This is a genomic window from Nocardia sp. CA-136227, assembly GCF_050955695.1.
GTDB lineage: Bacteria > Actinomycetota > Actinomycetes > Mycobacteriales > Mycobacteriaceae > Nocardia.
Genome location: NZ_CP192081.1, coordinates 3,535,425 through 3,549,054, shown reverse-complemented (window position 1 = coordinate 3,549,054; position 13,630 = coordinate 3,535,425). Strand labels below are relative to the sequence as shown.

Below are 13,630 nucleotides of genomic sequence, written 5' to 3'. Positions count from 1 at the left end.
TTACCCAGACCACGGTATCCGGAATTCCGGACATCCACGAGATCAGGACTGTTCCGCCACCCAGGCGGCGATCTGCGCGCGGGAGGTGAACCCCAGTTTGACCAGGATGTGCTCGACATGGCCCTGCGCGGTGCGCTGGGAGATCACCAGGCGGGAGGCGATCGCCCGGTTCGTCAGGCCCTCCGCGACGAGCTCGGCGACCTGGCGTTCCCGTTTGGTCAGCACCTGCGGGGCGGTCTCGCCGGCCGGGGACGGTTCGTCGAGCGCGAGGCGTACGGCGGAGTCGAGGCTCAGGGCCTCCCCTTCGTGGCGGGCCCGGTCGAAGGCGCGCGGGCCGAGCGCCTCGCGGCTGCCGCGCATGCAGTCGGAGCGGTAGGTGAGCAGGTCACGGACCATGAGGGTCGCGGTGCCGGCGAGGCGGCCCAGTTTGTCGGCCGCGCCCATGAGGACGGCCGCGCGGCGCGGTTCGTTCCGGTCGGCGGCGATCCAGGCCAGGGTCTCCAGGCAGCCCGCGGCCACCAGCGGCTCGGTGATCAGGGCGGACAGCCGGACGCCCTCCTCCAGGAGGCGCTTGGCGCGGTCGACGTCACCGGCTCGCCAGACGGCGAAGCCCGCCGCGAACAAGGCCCAGGACCGGTAGATCGATTCGCCGGCGGTCTCCGTCATGGCGAGCGTCTTGTCGTGGCACGCGACGGCCCGGGTGGTGTCGCCCCCGAGGGCATAGGCCCAGCCCAGGGACAGTTGCGCATCGAACTGCATGCCGAGTTCGCCGCACGCCTCGTATTTGCTGATCGCGTCGGTCAGCAGGGCGGCCGCGTCGGACTCGCCGACATTGCCGCGGGCCAGCGCCGCATTGGCGTCGACGTGGTCGAGCAGGGCCGCGACCAGCGGGTCCGGGGTCTGCTGGGCGAGGACGCGGAGCTCGTCGAAGCGCTTGTTCGCCGTCGCCAGGTCACCGGTCAGACCCACGAGAGTGCCCGCGGCGAACAATGCCCGGGCGCGATCGGCGGTACGGCCGCCGGGGTGGCCGAGCACCCGCTCGTACCAGCGGCAGCCCTCGTGGAGCCGCCCGCGCAGTCCCCAGAACAGGTACATGCCGGTGACCATCCCGAGGCCGCCCTCCCCGGACTCGGACAGGTTGTACTCCAAGGCTTTTCGAAGATTCGGCAGTTCCCGTTCGAGGCGGGCGACCCAGTCGAGCTGACGCGGGCCGATGATCTCGGCGTTCGCCTCCCGGACCAGCCCCTCACACCAGTCCCGGTGGCGCCGATGCAGGTCCGGGTACAGGCCGGACTCCTCGGCCTGCTCCCGGCCGAATTCCTGCACGGTCTCGAGCATCCGGAAGCGCACCGACCCGTCGGTTTCCTGCCGGACCAGGATGGACTTGTCGACCAGCGCGGACAGGGTGTCGAGGACCTGGTATTCGGGCAGGTGACCGGCACACACCTGCTCGACCGCGTCGAGTTCGAAGCCGCCGTTGAACACCGACAGGCAGGCCCACAACGTCTTCTCGTCGGGGGTGCACAAGTCGTAGCTCCAGTTGATGGAGTACCGCAGGGTCTGCTGCCGTTTCGGGGTGCCCCGGCCGCCACGGGACAGCAGGGCGTACCGGTCGCTGAGTCGAGTGCGAATCTGCTCGACCGACATGGTGCGCAGGCGCGCGGCGGCCAGCTCGATCGCCAGCGGCAAGCCGTCGAGGCGGGCGCAGATCTGCGCGATCGCGGGCTGATTCGCGTCGGTCATCTCGAAGCCCGGCAGGGCCGCGGCGGCGCGTTCGACGAACAGCGCCACGGCGTGCGACTGCGCCGACGCGCGTTCCTTGCTCGACTCGGGAACGGTCAGCGGCGGAAGCGGATACACGGCTTCGCCGCCGATGCCGAGGGCCTCGCGGCTGGTAGCCAGGATTCGCACATTCGGGCAGACCCGCAGCAGTGCCTCCGACAGCTTGGCGGCCGCGTCGATCACGTGCTCGCAATCGTCGAGGACCAGCAGCAGATCGTGCGGGGCCAGCGCCTCCACCAGGGTGTCGAGCACGGATATGACGCCCTGGCTTCGGATTCCGAGGGCGGCGGCCACCACATCGGGCAGCAAGGCGTCGTCGTGCAGCTCCCCCAGTTCGACGAGCCACGCGCCGTTCGGGAACCGCTGCCGGGTCTTGTGCGCGACTCGCAGTGCGAGCCTGGACTTTCCGACCCCGCCGATCCCGGTCAGGGTCACCAGGCGGGACCCGGCCAGCAGGTTGACGACCTCGGACAGCTGGGTCCGGCGATCGACGAAGCTGGTCAGTTCGAGCGGCAGATTGCCGGTCCCGTCGTGCAAGCCGTCACTGTGCAGCCGCGGAACTCGGTGCGATGCGATCATTTCCGATCCTGTGAGCGATTCGGATTCGGTGCCCGGTTCGTCGCGCACCGCCATCTCGTCGACCGGGAAGCCGCGTTCGATCTGGATCCGGCGCAACTGGTCGCCCAGGGAGGCCGCGGTCGGACGGTCGTGCGGGTCGCGGGACATGGCCGCTTCGATCACCGCGCGGACATCCCAGGGGATCTCGATCTCGCTGAGTTCTGGATTCGCGGGGGTGGCGATCCGCACGGGCCGAGTCCCGTCCTCATGGTCGGGTTGCTCGACGGTGACACGGCGGGTGAGCGCGCAGAGCAGGGTGGCTCCCAGCCCGTAGACGTCCGAGCCGCGGCTGGGGGCCTGCCCGTCGAGCACCTCGGGCGCGGTAACGGCTTCCGAGCTGGCGACGTCCGCGATGCCGAAGTCGGTCAGCACGGGCTCGTCGTAATCGGTGAGCAGGATGTTCGCGGGCCGGATATCGCGGTGGACGACCCCGGCGCGATGCGCGGATTCGAGCGCCCCCGCGATCCGCACCCCGATGTGCAGGGTGTCGGACAGCGACAGCGGGCCGTCGGCTTGGAGCCGTTCACCCAGCGAGCCCCGGGAAAAATACGGCATGACCAGGTAGGGACGGCCGCCGTCGGTCTCGCCGACCTCGAGCATGCTGACGATGTTCGGATGCCCGGTGAGACGTCCCAGCGCGCGTTGCTCGCGGAAGAACCGTTCCCGATCCTCGTCCAGGTCACCTGTGAGAACTTTCACCGCCACATCCCGTTCCGCGGCGACCTGGGTGCAGCGGTAGACGATTCCGAGTCCGCCGCGCCCGATCTCGTGCGCGCCTTGGAATCCGGCAGCGCTCAGCTCCGTGACGACGTCGGAACCGGCATCACGCTGCGCTTCGAATGGATCGGCTTGGACCATCGGTAACTCGCAAATCGCCAGCAAGCGGGCACCAATCAGCTTATCTCCCCCTACACGTGCGCGGCGGAAATAGGTATATGCCCGGCAGAACGACCGTCGTGCGCAGGTATTCCCCGACCGAAGCTGGTTTCACCGCCGAGCGACCGCACGGCATCGAAAATCATCAGGAGAACCACCATGGCTACCGGACACCGCTCCCCCTCCCGGACCGCCCGCCGTCTCGCCGCTTGCGCCTTGGCCGCCGCCTCGCTCTCGATCGTGGCAACCGCCCAGGCCTCGGCACTCGTCCCGGACGCCCCGGCGCGGACCCTGCCCGCAGCCGTGAACCTCTCGGCCACGAAGATCGCGCCGACCGCCGCCTCGAACGACCTCGACGGCTGGATCCGTGAAGCCCTGGGCGTCATGGGCGCCCACGGGATTCCCGGCAGCTACGAGGGCATCCACCGCAATGTCATGCGCGAATCCGGCGGTGACCCCGGCGCCATCAACCTCTGGGACTCCAACGCCGCGGCGGGCATCCCGTCCAAGGGCCTGCTCCAGGTGATCGACCCGACCTTCGAGGCGTACCACGTCGACGGCACCTCCTGGGACATCTGGGATCCGGTCGCCAACATCGCCGCGGCCTGCAACTACGCCGCGGCCCGCTACGGCTCGATGGACAACGTCGACTCGGCGTACTGACCACTCGATACGCTCCACCCGCTCGGGCGGTGATCCACTCCTCGGATCACCAGCCCGGCCGGAGCATTCCGGGATGCGCGTCCCGGACGGTTCCCAGCTCGATCCCGAACTCCAACAAGGCTTTCGCCCCGCTCAACATCCAGGTGAAGCCCCCGGTCAATTCCGCGCCCGTCTCGCCGACCCTAGGCGCGACACATTTCCGGTGGTCAGGCCGGGTACGGGGTGAGTTTGAAGTCCGGGTGGACCTTGGCGTACATCTCGGCCGGAGTCGGGACCTCCCAGCGCGCGTAAGCGTCCGCCGGAGAAAGCGTTTCGGGCCGCACCGGCGGGATGCCGCGGAAGAAGGGGGCGACAACCGGCGCGGTCGAAGGCGAGAGCCACGACAGCAGGGCCAGCTGGATCCGGGCGCTGTGGGACACCACCCGGAAGACCGGTTTGGCCAGTAGGCGAACCGCCGTGTCGGCCGCCTTGGACTGACGGACGCCGGCGAGTTCGCGTTGCCAGCCGGGCAGGGTCGCGATGGTCGCGCGGCGCAGGAACTGATTGGCCACCCAGCCGACGGGACGCATCCTGCCGAGCATGGGCGGGTACATCACCTCGGCGTTGAGCAGGTGGTTCATCATCCGCTGGGTGACCTCGCTCGCGACGAGCCGGGTGCGCACCTCCTCGAAGTAGGCGCGAACACCCTCCCGGGTGCGCGGGACCAGGGCCGGGTCGCAGGTCTGCAGTTCCGCCGCGACCGCGCACTCGTGCCAGAACTGCCGCTCCTCGTCCTCGGAAAGCCTTCCGGGACCGAACGTCTCGTAGACGTAGAGGATGGAGTGCCACGCCGTCAGGTGGATCCACAGCTGGCTCTCGGGATCGTTGGCGTCGTAGTAGAGACCCGAGACCGGCTCGGTCCCGACGCCGTTCTCGGCGTGGATCCGCATCAGCACCGCCGACGCCGTCGTGGCCGTCTTCGTGTCACCGAACAGCACGGTGGCGAAGTAGGCGAGGGTGCGGTCGTAGCGGATCCTGGCCTGGCTGTACACCTTTCCGGTGGTCGCGACCGACGCGACGAGGAAGGGATCGAGTTCCTCGATCACCACCGCCCGCTGGAATCCCACCGACATCGACGTGGGGTATCCCCACACTTTCCATGTCACCGAGCCGGGGCCGAAGAACCCGTAGTCCTCGGCCGGTTGAACCGGTGCGGTCAGCCACGCCACCGGTTTGGTGCGGGCGCTCCCGGCCTGGCCGCGCGTCGTCATGAGATCACTGAGCTTGCGAAATTTCCCGGCCATGCCGAGCCTCCTCTTCAAATCTACGCAGAAGTAGAACTTTAGTTCTACGGTGCCGTAGGAATTGAAGACAAGGTAGCACCGGGCCCGTCGGCCCACCAGGCTTTCAGCCGAACTGTCTCAGCCACGCTCCCGCGCGGGCGGCAGGGTGCGCAGCAGGGAACGAACGGTCGACTCCAGGCGCTCGGGCGGAAACCGCTGCGGATCCGTCAACACCATGCGGCCGAGCACTTCCATGAAGCCGACCATCGCGGTTCCGATGAGCTCGAGGTCGGCGCCCTCGGGACCGCCTCGGATCGCGAATCCGGTACGCAGCAATTCGAGATAGCGCGCGGTCAGGTCCTCTCGCGCGACGGCCAGCAGCGACCGGTAGTCGGCGGGCGCGCCGTCGGCGTGCATCAGAATCAGCCGCCATCGACCCGGCACGGCCGCGACAGCCTGCAGGAACGCGAGCGCCGCGGTGACGAACTCTTCGTCCGGATCGGTGCCGCGCAGGTCTTCCGGCATTGCCCGCAGCATCTGCGCCATCCCCCGCGCATGCTCCCGATGCAGCAGCGCGGCCACGAGTTCGGGCGCGGTCGGATACAGCGCGTACAGAACCGGCTTCGCCACACCGGCTTCCCGCGCCACCGCCTGCATGGTCAACTGCGCCAGCCCATCCCCCTCGACGACCCGCAACGCGGCATCGAGCAACTGCGTGCGCCGCTCGTCCGGCGGCAGCCGCGGCGCGTTCCGGCGGCGCGGCCGGGCGGCCACAGGATCGACTCCGACCTGCCACACCCCGGGCGACTTCTTCTCCACCGTCACCCCCGCATCATCTCCCATCACCCCTTGGCGGCCGGGATACCGCCCTGCTACCCTCCTGCCACAACTTCTACGCGAGCGTAGAAAGCAAGTTCTACTCCATTGTAAGAATCGGAGCGCACTGCCCCGACAGCCGACCCCACCGCGCGCATCGAGGAGGTCCGGCAAGCACGGCCGTCCTTCACGATGACGACGACTGCGAGGTGAATGCCCCGGCCGCAACGGTTTTCGCGAACCTCGAGCGCGGCGCCTTCGCCGGACTGCCCGCGCTGGCGGTGGCGACCTACCCGACCACCGACCGAGGCGCCGGTACATCCAGGACAGCCCACAACTACGTATTCGCAGCGCTCGAGCAGGTAATCGACCATCACCCCGACGAGCACCTGCACATCGCCGGAGTCCACACGTCGATCTCCCTGCTGGTCGACTCCTACGCCCAGGAGTACCGATTGACCCCCTCGGCCAACGGAACTCGCATCGAATGGACCATCAGCGGCCGCCCAGGAATCCTCGCCTCCTTCCCCCTGACCTGGACAGCCCCCTTCATCCGCCCGTTCGCCCGCCCAGCCCTCCGCCGATCCGCCACACCGACCTGACTTCGAGAACATCCGGATGGCGGCTCCCGACCGGTAACTGCCCCAAAGTCGCCCCTTGAACCCGCGGCCGAATCATGATGGGACACATCACGTTCGCAGTCGGCGGGAGATCCACACATCATGTCGGTGAAAGCCCTCTCGGCGAGCGTGACCGTGCTCGCCGCACTCGCCCTGACCGGGTGCGGCTCCAGCAGTAGCGCATCCGACCAACCGAGCGCCACGATCGTGTCCACGACCACCCAGGCCGTGTCGACCACACCGGGGACGTCCATGCCCCCGGCCGCCGCGGCAGCGCGACGCTCGGCATGTGTCGGCATGCACGCGGTACTCGCCTTGGCCGCCAGAAGCCACTCCGGAGACCCCCGGTGGTCGTTGCAGAATGCCGCCGACGACCTCCTGAACGAATGGCTGACCAGCCCCGACGCCGCCGCCGCGACACCCGACGAGAACACCGGCTTCGCCGCCGGCGCCCGCGACGCCGTCACCCTGATCTCGCGGGGCCAGAGCTACGACCAGTGCCCCTAGTGAACCCACCCCTGGGCTCACTGGAGACGCCGTAAGCGGACACGAACGTCGATCCGGTATTGGACGAACCGGAGTGCTGGATCACACCGACCGCTCCGCTTTGTCGACTGTGTCGTGGCTCTCTTTGCGGCAGATTGACTGCGACATCACAGGTCACGCGCAGGGAGTTGAGCAGATGCATCTCGGAGCCGTCGGCACGCTGGACGAGGATCGGACGGAGGCCGCCCCCCGCCTCCACTTCGATCCCGATTCACTGCCGCCCCGCGCGAGGCTGACCTGGCCCGGCGCCCCGGCGTCACTGACCGAGCTGATCGAGATCTTCTCGGCCCTGGGCCTGCACGTCACCACCCACGAGGTGAGCGTCGAGGGGCTGTGCACCGAGCATCGATTCACCTTCCGGCCCACGGCCTTCGGGCTGAGCGAGCCGACGGCCGGGCTGCTCGCGGAGGCGTTCACCGCCGCCACCGCGGGCGAACTGGAGATCGACGGTTTCACCGGTCTGATCGCCACCGCGGGCCTGGCCTGGCAGGACGCGATCCTGGTGCGGGCCGCCTGCCGGTATCTGCGGCAGGCCGGGCTGCGCATGAGCGAACCCCGGATCGCCGAAATCCTCACCGCCCATCCGGATTTCGTGCGCGCATTCGTCGCGCTGTTCCACGCGCGCTTCGATCCCGGGCACCCGGATCGCGCCGCCGCGGTGGCTGCCGCCGACGTCGAGGCGAAGCACCGCCTGGAGTCGGCCACCACCCTGCCCGAGGATCAGCTGCTGCGCGGGCTGTACACCTTCTGCACCGCGGTCGTGCGCACCAACTGGTTCCAGCCGGACCGGGCGGTCGCCGCGTTCAAGATCGATCCCGCCCGATTGTCGCTGTCCACGCCGATCACGCCGTACCGCGAGATCTTCGTGCATTCCACCCGGGTCGAGGGCAGTCACGTGCGCGGCGGCGTGATCGCGCGCGGCGGCCTGCGCTGGTCCGATCGCGTCGACGACTTCCGCACCGAGGTGCTGGGCCTGATGAAGACCCAGACGGTGAAGAACTCGGTGATCGTGCCGATGGGCGCCAAGGGCGCGTTCGTCGTGCGCGGCGGCCGCACCGATCCGGCCTCGGCGGAATACGCGTACGCGGCGTTCATCGGCGGCCTGCTCGACGTCACCGACAATATCGTGGACGGCGTCATCACCACCCCCGCGCACACCGTCGTCTACGACGACCCGGATTCGTACCTGGTGGTGGCCGCCGACAAGGGCACCGCCCGCTTCTCGGATCTGGCCAATTCCATTGCGGTGGCCCGCGGTTTCTGGCTCGGCGACGCCTTCGCCTCGGGCGGCTCGACCGGCTACGACCACAAGGCGCTGGGCATCACCGCGCGCGGCGCGTGGCGCTCGATTCGCCAGCACTTCGCCGAACTCGGCATCGATCCCGACACCGAGCCCTTCACGGTCACCGGAATCGGCGACATGTCGGGCGACGTCTTCGGCAACGGCATGCTCGAGACCGATCGCATCCGCCTGGTGGCCGCCTTCGACCACCGGCACATCTTCCTGGACCCCGACCCGGATCCGATGCTCTCGCACCAGGAACGCACCCGGCTGGCCGGATTGGAGCGCAGCAGCTGGGCCGACTACGACCCGGCGCTGATCTCCGCGGGCGGCGGCGTGTGGCCGCGCACCGCGAAATCGGTGCCGCTCGCACCCGAGGTGCGCGCGCGGCTGGGCGTCACCGCCACCGAACTGCCCGCGCCCGAGCTGATCCGGGCGATGCTCGGCGCGGAGGTGGACCTGCTGTTCAACGGCGGCATCGGCACCTATGTCCGGGCCCGGGACGAACAGGACGCCGACGTGGCCGACCCGTCCAACGACGAGGTGCGGGTCACCGCGGATCGGCTGCGCTGCCGGGTCATCGGCGAGGGCGGCAATCTGGGCCTCACCCAGCAGGCTCGCATCGAATTCGCCGTCGCCGGCGGCAAGGTCAACGCCGACTTCATCGACAACGCCGCCGGCGTGGCCACCTCCGACCGCGAGGTGAACCTCAAGATCGCACTGGATTCCGCGGTGGCCGCGGGACTGTCGACGATCGACGAACGCAATCGGCTGCTCGCGGCGGAGGCCGACGCGGTGGCCCGCGCCGTGCTCGCCGACTGCGATCGACAGGCCCTGGCCATCAGCCTCGCCGAGACGCACGCCCCCTTCCTCATCGACCGGCACGGCCGCCTGATCGAGAACCTCGAACACGCGACCGAACTCGACCGCGCCGCCGAATTCCTGCCCACCCCGGCCGATCTCGCGGCGCGCCGCCGCGCGGGCAAGGGCCTGGTGCGCCCCGAGATCGCGGTGCTGCTGGCCACCGCCAAGAACCTGGTCCGCGAGGAACTGCTGGCCTCGGACGCGCCGACCGACCCGGTGGTGACCGGCGCGCTGGCGAACTACTTCCCCGACCGCATCCGGGATCTGCTGGGCGAGCGACTGTTGAGCGAGCATCCGGTGGCCCGCGAGATCATCGCGGTGGCCGCGGCCAACCAGGTGATCAACCGGGTCGGCCCCGGCATGATCCACCGGCTCGAGGAGCGGCTGGGGGCGGGCACCCCGCAAATCGTGCTGGCCTGCGCCGTCGTCGACGCCGTCCTGGACGTGGACCGGTGGTGGCGGGACGCGCTGGCGCTGCCGGGCGTCTCCCCGCAGATTCGGATGGGCATCCTCAAGGGCATTCAGGACGCGGTGGAACAGGCCACCGCCTGGCTGCTCACCCATCGCAGCGCGGCCACCTGGTCCGCCGAGATCGACTGCCACGCAATGGTTGTCGCCGAACTGATGACGGTGCTGCCGCGCCCCGGCGGCCATCCCGGGCGGGATCTGGCCAACCTGCGCCTGCTCGCCCAGGCCCTGCCGCTGAGCGCGACCGCCCGCCGCACCGGGCTGCCGGTCGCGCTGGTCAGCCAGACCTATCGCGAGCTCGGCGACCTGATCGGCCTGGACTGGCTGGCCACGACGTTCGCCGCCACCCGCACCTCCGACCACTGGGAGACGCTGGCCGCCGCGGTGCTGGCCGATGAACTCCAAGCCCGTTGGCACGCCCTGGCGGCGGCGGTCCTGTCCTCGGCCTCCCCCGCCGATTCGGCCCGCGACCACATCGCCGCCTGGAAGTCCACGCCGTCGGCGCTGCGGCTGGTGGAGTTGGTCGCGCGCCTGCGCCGTTCCGGCACAGTCGATCTCGCCCGGCTCTGCGTCGTCAACGCCGAACTGGCGACCGCCGCCCTCGGCAACGAATAGTCCCCACAGCACCGCGAGCGCCGCCGATCGAATCGGGATCGACGGCGCTCGCGGCATTGTGTGGCCCGGCACGAACGCGCCGGACACTGCGCCGATCAGCGGCGGGAAACCACAGCCAGCAGCAGTTCGGCGCGGACCAGCGCCTGATCGAGCTTGCAGCCCAGGATCGATTCGATTCTGGCCACGCGGCTGCGCAGGGTGTGGCGGTGCACGCCGAGCGCGGTGGCGGCGGTCTCCCACTGGCCGTGGGCCTCGAGGTAGGCGCGCAGCGAGCCGATGAGATCGGTGCCGTGCCGGTCGTCGTAGTCGATGAGCGGCTGCAGCATGGCTTCCGACACCGCGCTCAGCACCCGCTGGGCCTCAGGAAAGGCCAGTAGCGCATGGCCCGCCAGCGCCGCCAGCTCCAGCGGGCGGGCGCCGGGCGCCGCCGCCGAGGCGGCCAGCTCGGCATTGTCCACGGCCGCGCTGAAGCGGCGCAGCGGATGCGGGGAGCTCAGGCCCGCGCGCACGGTGGCCCGCGCGTCCGCGGGCAGATCGGCCAGGAGTTGTTCGGCGACCTCGTCGGTGTCGGAGCCGCGGAGCAGGACCGCGGCGTGGTCGCCCATGACGTGCGCGAACAGCTGCCGGTTGAGCAGGCGCAGCCGCGCGTCGATCGCGTCGAGGGCGGCCGCCGCGGCCTCGGGCCCGGGGCACCACAACACGAGGGCGCGGATTCTGCCGGTGCGGTCGGCGGCCGCTGTCAGGTGCTGCCACATGCTGTCGGGGTCGCCGGGCTGTTGCAACAGCATGGCGATGGCCTGAGAGTTCAAGTGGTTCTGGGCCATTCGCAACCGGGCGGGCTTCTCGAAGTCGAGGGCGAGCAGCGAGCTGGCGTGACCGAGCAGCACCTGATCGACCGGACCGAGCGCGGTGGCGGTGACCACCGCGAGGTGCCCGTGCACGGTCTGCCCGGCGCTGATGGCCTGCAGCACGATGTACTGCCCCGACGACACCTGGATGACGCCGCTGCCCGCGCTCTCGCCGTGCGCCGCGATGAACTCCCCGATGCGGTCGAGGGTCTCCGCGGCGGGTGAGCGCGGATGCGCCTCGGTCACGGCGCTGTCGGCGCCGACCACGAGCACCGTCGCCGACAACGCCACCGACAGCTCCTTGATGACCGCGCGCACACCCTGCACCGCCGCCCGCGTCATGCGCGGCTGCGCCCGCGAGGCGCGCAGCACCTTCTCGTACTCCTGCTCGGCGAGCCGCTGCATGACCTTCTTGGTGATGGCCGCGAACGGGGTCGGCAACGGCACCTCGAACAGCGGCAGCCCGAGCCGGTCGGCGGCCTCGACCAGATCCGCGGGCACCGTCTCGTGCGAGAGCCCGATGCCGAATCCGACGCCCGCGACGCCGGCCGCGCCGAGGTCCTCGAGGTACCGCAACCGGTCGGCGCGACTGAGCGGCAAACCCATGCCCGTGGTCAGCACCAGCTCACCCCCGGACAGCCATTGCTGGGGTTCGGTCAGCTCCGAGGTCAGGACGAGGGTGATGGCCCGTCCGAGCCCGCTCGCGCCGCCCTTGAGCACCAGGCCCAGCTCGGGTTGGGACAGGACCCATCGGACAGGTATTCCCGCGTTCACAGCGCTCCCATAGCAATCTGGACGATCTGTCGAAACCGAATTCTTCTCCCACGCCGATCCGGCAGGTGACGCAGGGGTGTGTTGCGCAGCACACTAACTGGCAACCCCACAGAACGCACTTTCGAACGAGATCGGGCACACACATGACGAATGAGCTGCTCCGCAACTACATCGATGGCCGGCTGGTGGCCGCCACCACGTCGGAGTCGTTCGAACTGATCAGCCCCGTGGACGAAGCGGTGACCGGCCTCAGCCCGATCTCCGGCCGGGCCGATATCGATGCCGCCGTCGCCGCCGCCACCCGCGCTCTCCCCGCCTGGAAGGCGGCCACCCCGAGTCAGCGCCAGGCTGCGCTGCTGAAGCTGGCCGAGGCCATCGAGGCCAACTCCGACGCGCTCGTCGAGGCGCAGTGCCGCGAGACCGGCCAGCCCAAACATCTGGTCGCCTCCGAGGAGGTCGCCGCCGGCGCCGATCACCTGCGCTTCTTCGCGGGCGCCGCCCGCATGCTGGAGGGCAAGTCCGCCGGCGAGTACATGTCCGGGTTCACCTCGTATGTGCGCCGGGAGCCGATCGGTGTGATCGGCCAGGTGACCCCGTGGAACTACCCGCTGATGATGGCCATCTGGAAGATCGGCCCGGCGCTGGCGACCGGGAACACGGTGGTGCTCAAGCCCAGCGACACCACCCCGGGCAGCACCCTGCTGCTGGCCGAGCTGTCGCAGGGCATCCTGCCCGACGGCGTGCTCAATGTGGTGCTGGGCACCGCGAGCACCGGCGCGACCCTGGTCAGCCACCCCGGCCTGGACATGGTGGCGATCACCGGTTCGGTGCGGGCGGGCATCGCCGTGGCCGAGGCCGCCGCCGCGCAGGTCAAGCGCGCGCACCTCGAACTCGGCGGCAACGCGCCGGTGGTGATCTTCGGTGACGCCGATCTGGCGCTGGCCGCCGACCGCATCGGTGACGCGGCCTTCTTCAACGCCGGTCAGGACTGCACCGCCGCCACCCGGGTGCTGGTGCACGAGTCGGTGCACGACGACTTCGTCGAGGCGCTGGTGAAGAAGGCGCGGACGGTGAAGCCGGGCCTGCCCGACGACCCCGAGGCCGCCTACGGCCCGCTCAACAACATCCGGCACTTCGAGTCGGTGGTCGGCAAGATCGCGGAGCTGCCCGCGCACGCCACCGTCGTCACCGGCGGCGAGCGGGTCGGCGAGCGCGGCTTCTACCTCGCCCCGACCGTCATCACCGGTGTGCGCCAGGACGACCCGATCGTGCAGGAGGAGATCTTCGGCCCGGTCATCACCGTGCAGACCTTCGCCGACGAGGCCGCCGGCGTGCAGCTCGCCAACGACGTCGTCTACGGGCTGGCCTCGAGCGTGTGGACCCGCGATCACGGTGTGGTGCAGCGTGTTTCGGCGGCGCTGGACTTCGGCGCGGTGTGGGTCAACTGCCATATCCCGCTGGTGGCGGAGATGCCGCACGGCGGGTTCAAGCGCTCCGGCTACGGCAAGGACCTCTCCGCCTACGGCGTGGAGGACTACACCCGCGTCAAGCACGTGATGAGCGCGCACGACTGAGCGCACCGCCGCCACCCGATCC

General features: G+C 69.8%; 9 protein-coding genes. 5 read left to right on the top strand and 4 right to left on the bottom strand.

The genetic code is table 11. The features are described 5' to 3' along the window. Positions 1-42: 42 nt before the first annotated feature. On the bottom strand, positions 43-3,258 hold the full coding sequence (locus ACQP06_RS16265; RefSeq protein WP_433672964.1) for a protein kinase domain-containing protein: 3,216 nt from the start codon (positions 3,256-3,258) through the stop codon (positions 43-45). A 177-nt stretch (positions 3,259-3,435) separates the two neighbouring features. Here ACQP06_RS16265 and ACQP06_RS16260 point away from each other — a divergent pair, with 177 nt between their 5' ends. Beyond that, positions 3,436-3,939, top strand: a complete 504-nt coding sequence (locus ACQP06_RS16260) for a transglycosylase SLT domain-containing protein (RefSeq protein WP_433672963.1) — start codon at positions 3,436-3,438, stop codon at positions 3,937-3,939. A gap of 206 nt (positions 3,940-4,145) precedes the next feature. Here ACQP06_RS16260 and ACQP06_RS16255 read toward each other — a convergent pair whose 3' ends face one another. Both ACQP06_RS16255 and ACQP06_RS16250 read right to left on the bottom strand, forming a co-directional pair. After that, positions 4,146-5,222: an oxygenase MpaB family protein gene (locus ACQP06_RS16255; RefSeq protein WP_433672962.1), complete on the bottom strand. Its 1,077-nt coding sequence runs from the start codon at positions 5,220-5,222 to the stop codon at positions 4,146-4,148. 117 nt (positions 5,223-5,339) lie between these two features. After that, complete coding sequence (locus ACQP06_RS16250) at positions 5,340-6,044, bottom strand: TetR/AcrR family transcriptional regulator (protein ID WP_433672961.1); 705 nt, start codon at positions 6,042-6,044, stop codon at positions 5,340-5,342. 182 nt (positions 6,045-6,226) lie between these two features. On the opposite strand from ACQP06_RS16250, the gene ACQP06_RS16245 reads away from it, so the two are divergent. The 3 genes from ACQP06_RS16245 (at position 6,227) to ACQP06_RS16235 (ending at position 10,412) form a co-directional block, all read left to right on the top strand. Beyond that, positions 6,227-6,619, top strand: a complete 393-nt coding sequence (locus tag ACQP06_RS16245) for an SRPBCC family protein (RefSeq protein ID WP_433672960.1) — start codon at positions 6,227-6,229, stop codon at positions 6,617-6,619. A gap of 120 nt (positions 6,620-6,739) precedes the next feature. Beyond that, on the top strand, positions 6,740-7,144 hold the full coding sequence (locus ACQP06_RS16240; protein ID WP_433672959.1) for a hypothetical protein: 405 nt from the start codon (positions 6,740-6,742) through the stop codon (positions 7,142-7,144). 175 nt (positions 7,145-7,319) lie between these two features. After that, positions 7,320-10,412, top strand: coding sequence for an NAD-glutamate dehydrogenase domain-containing protein (locus ACQP06_RS16235; protein ID WP_433672958.1), 3,093 nt, complete (start codon positions 7,320-7,322; stop codon positions 10,410-10,412). Between the two features lie 95 nt (positions 10,413-10,507). On the opposite strand, the gene ACQP06_RS16230 is transcribed toward ACQP06_RS16235, so the two are convergent. Further along, entirely contained in the window at positions 10,508-12,034 is a 1,527-nt protein-coding gene (locus tag ACQP06_RS16230; protein WP_433672957.1) for a PucR family transcriptional regulator, read from the bottom strand. A 143-nt stretch (positions 12,035-12,177) separates the two neighbouring features. On the opposite strand from ACQP06_RS16230, the gene ACQP06_RS16225 reads away from it, so the two are divergent. Next, the gene (locus ACQP06_RS16225) at positions 12,178-13,608 is read left to right on the top strand and encodes an aminobutyraldehyde dehydrogenase (protein WP_433672956.1); all 1,431 of its coding nucleotides are present in this window, start codon (positions 12,178-12,180) and stop codon (positions 13,606-13,608) included. Positions 13,609-13,630 lie beyond the last annotated feature (22 nt).

What these genes read in the sequence shown, in the direction of transcription:
- ACQP06_RS16225 (WP_433672956.1), top strand. Translation starts at nt 12,178, where the DNA reads ATGACGAATGAGCTGCTCCGCAACTACATCGATGGCCGGCTGGTGGCC.
- ACQP06_RS16240 (WP_433672959.1), top strand. Translation starts at nt 6,740, where the DNA reads ATGTCGGTGAAAGCCCTCTCGGCGAGCGTGACCGTGCTCGCCGCACTC.
- ACQP06_RS16235 (WP_433672958.1), top strand. Translation starts at nt 7,320, where the DNA reads ATGCATCTCGGAGCCGTCGGCACGCTGGACGAGGATCGGACGGAGGCC.
- ACQP06_RS16255 (WP_433672962.1), bottom strand. Translation starts at nt 5,222, where the DNA reads ATGGCCGGGAAATTTCGCAAGCTCAGTGATCTCATGACGACGCGCGGC.
- ACQP06_RS16260 (WP_433672963.1), top strand. Translation starts at nt 3,436, where the DNA reads ATGGCTACCGGACACCGCTCCCCCTCCCGGACCGCCCGCCGTCTCGCC.
- ACQP06_RS16265 (WP_433672964.1), bottom strand. Translation starts at nt 3,258, where the DNA reads ATGGTCCAAGCCGATCCATTCGAAGCGCAGCGTGATGCCGGTTCCGAC.
- ACQP06_RS16250 (WP_433672961.1), bottom strand. Translation starts at nt 6,044, where the DNA reads ATGGGAGATGATGCGGGGGTGACGGTGGAGAAGAAGTCGCCCGGGGTG.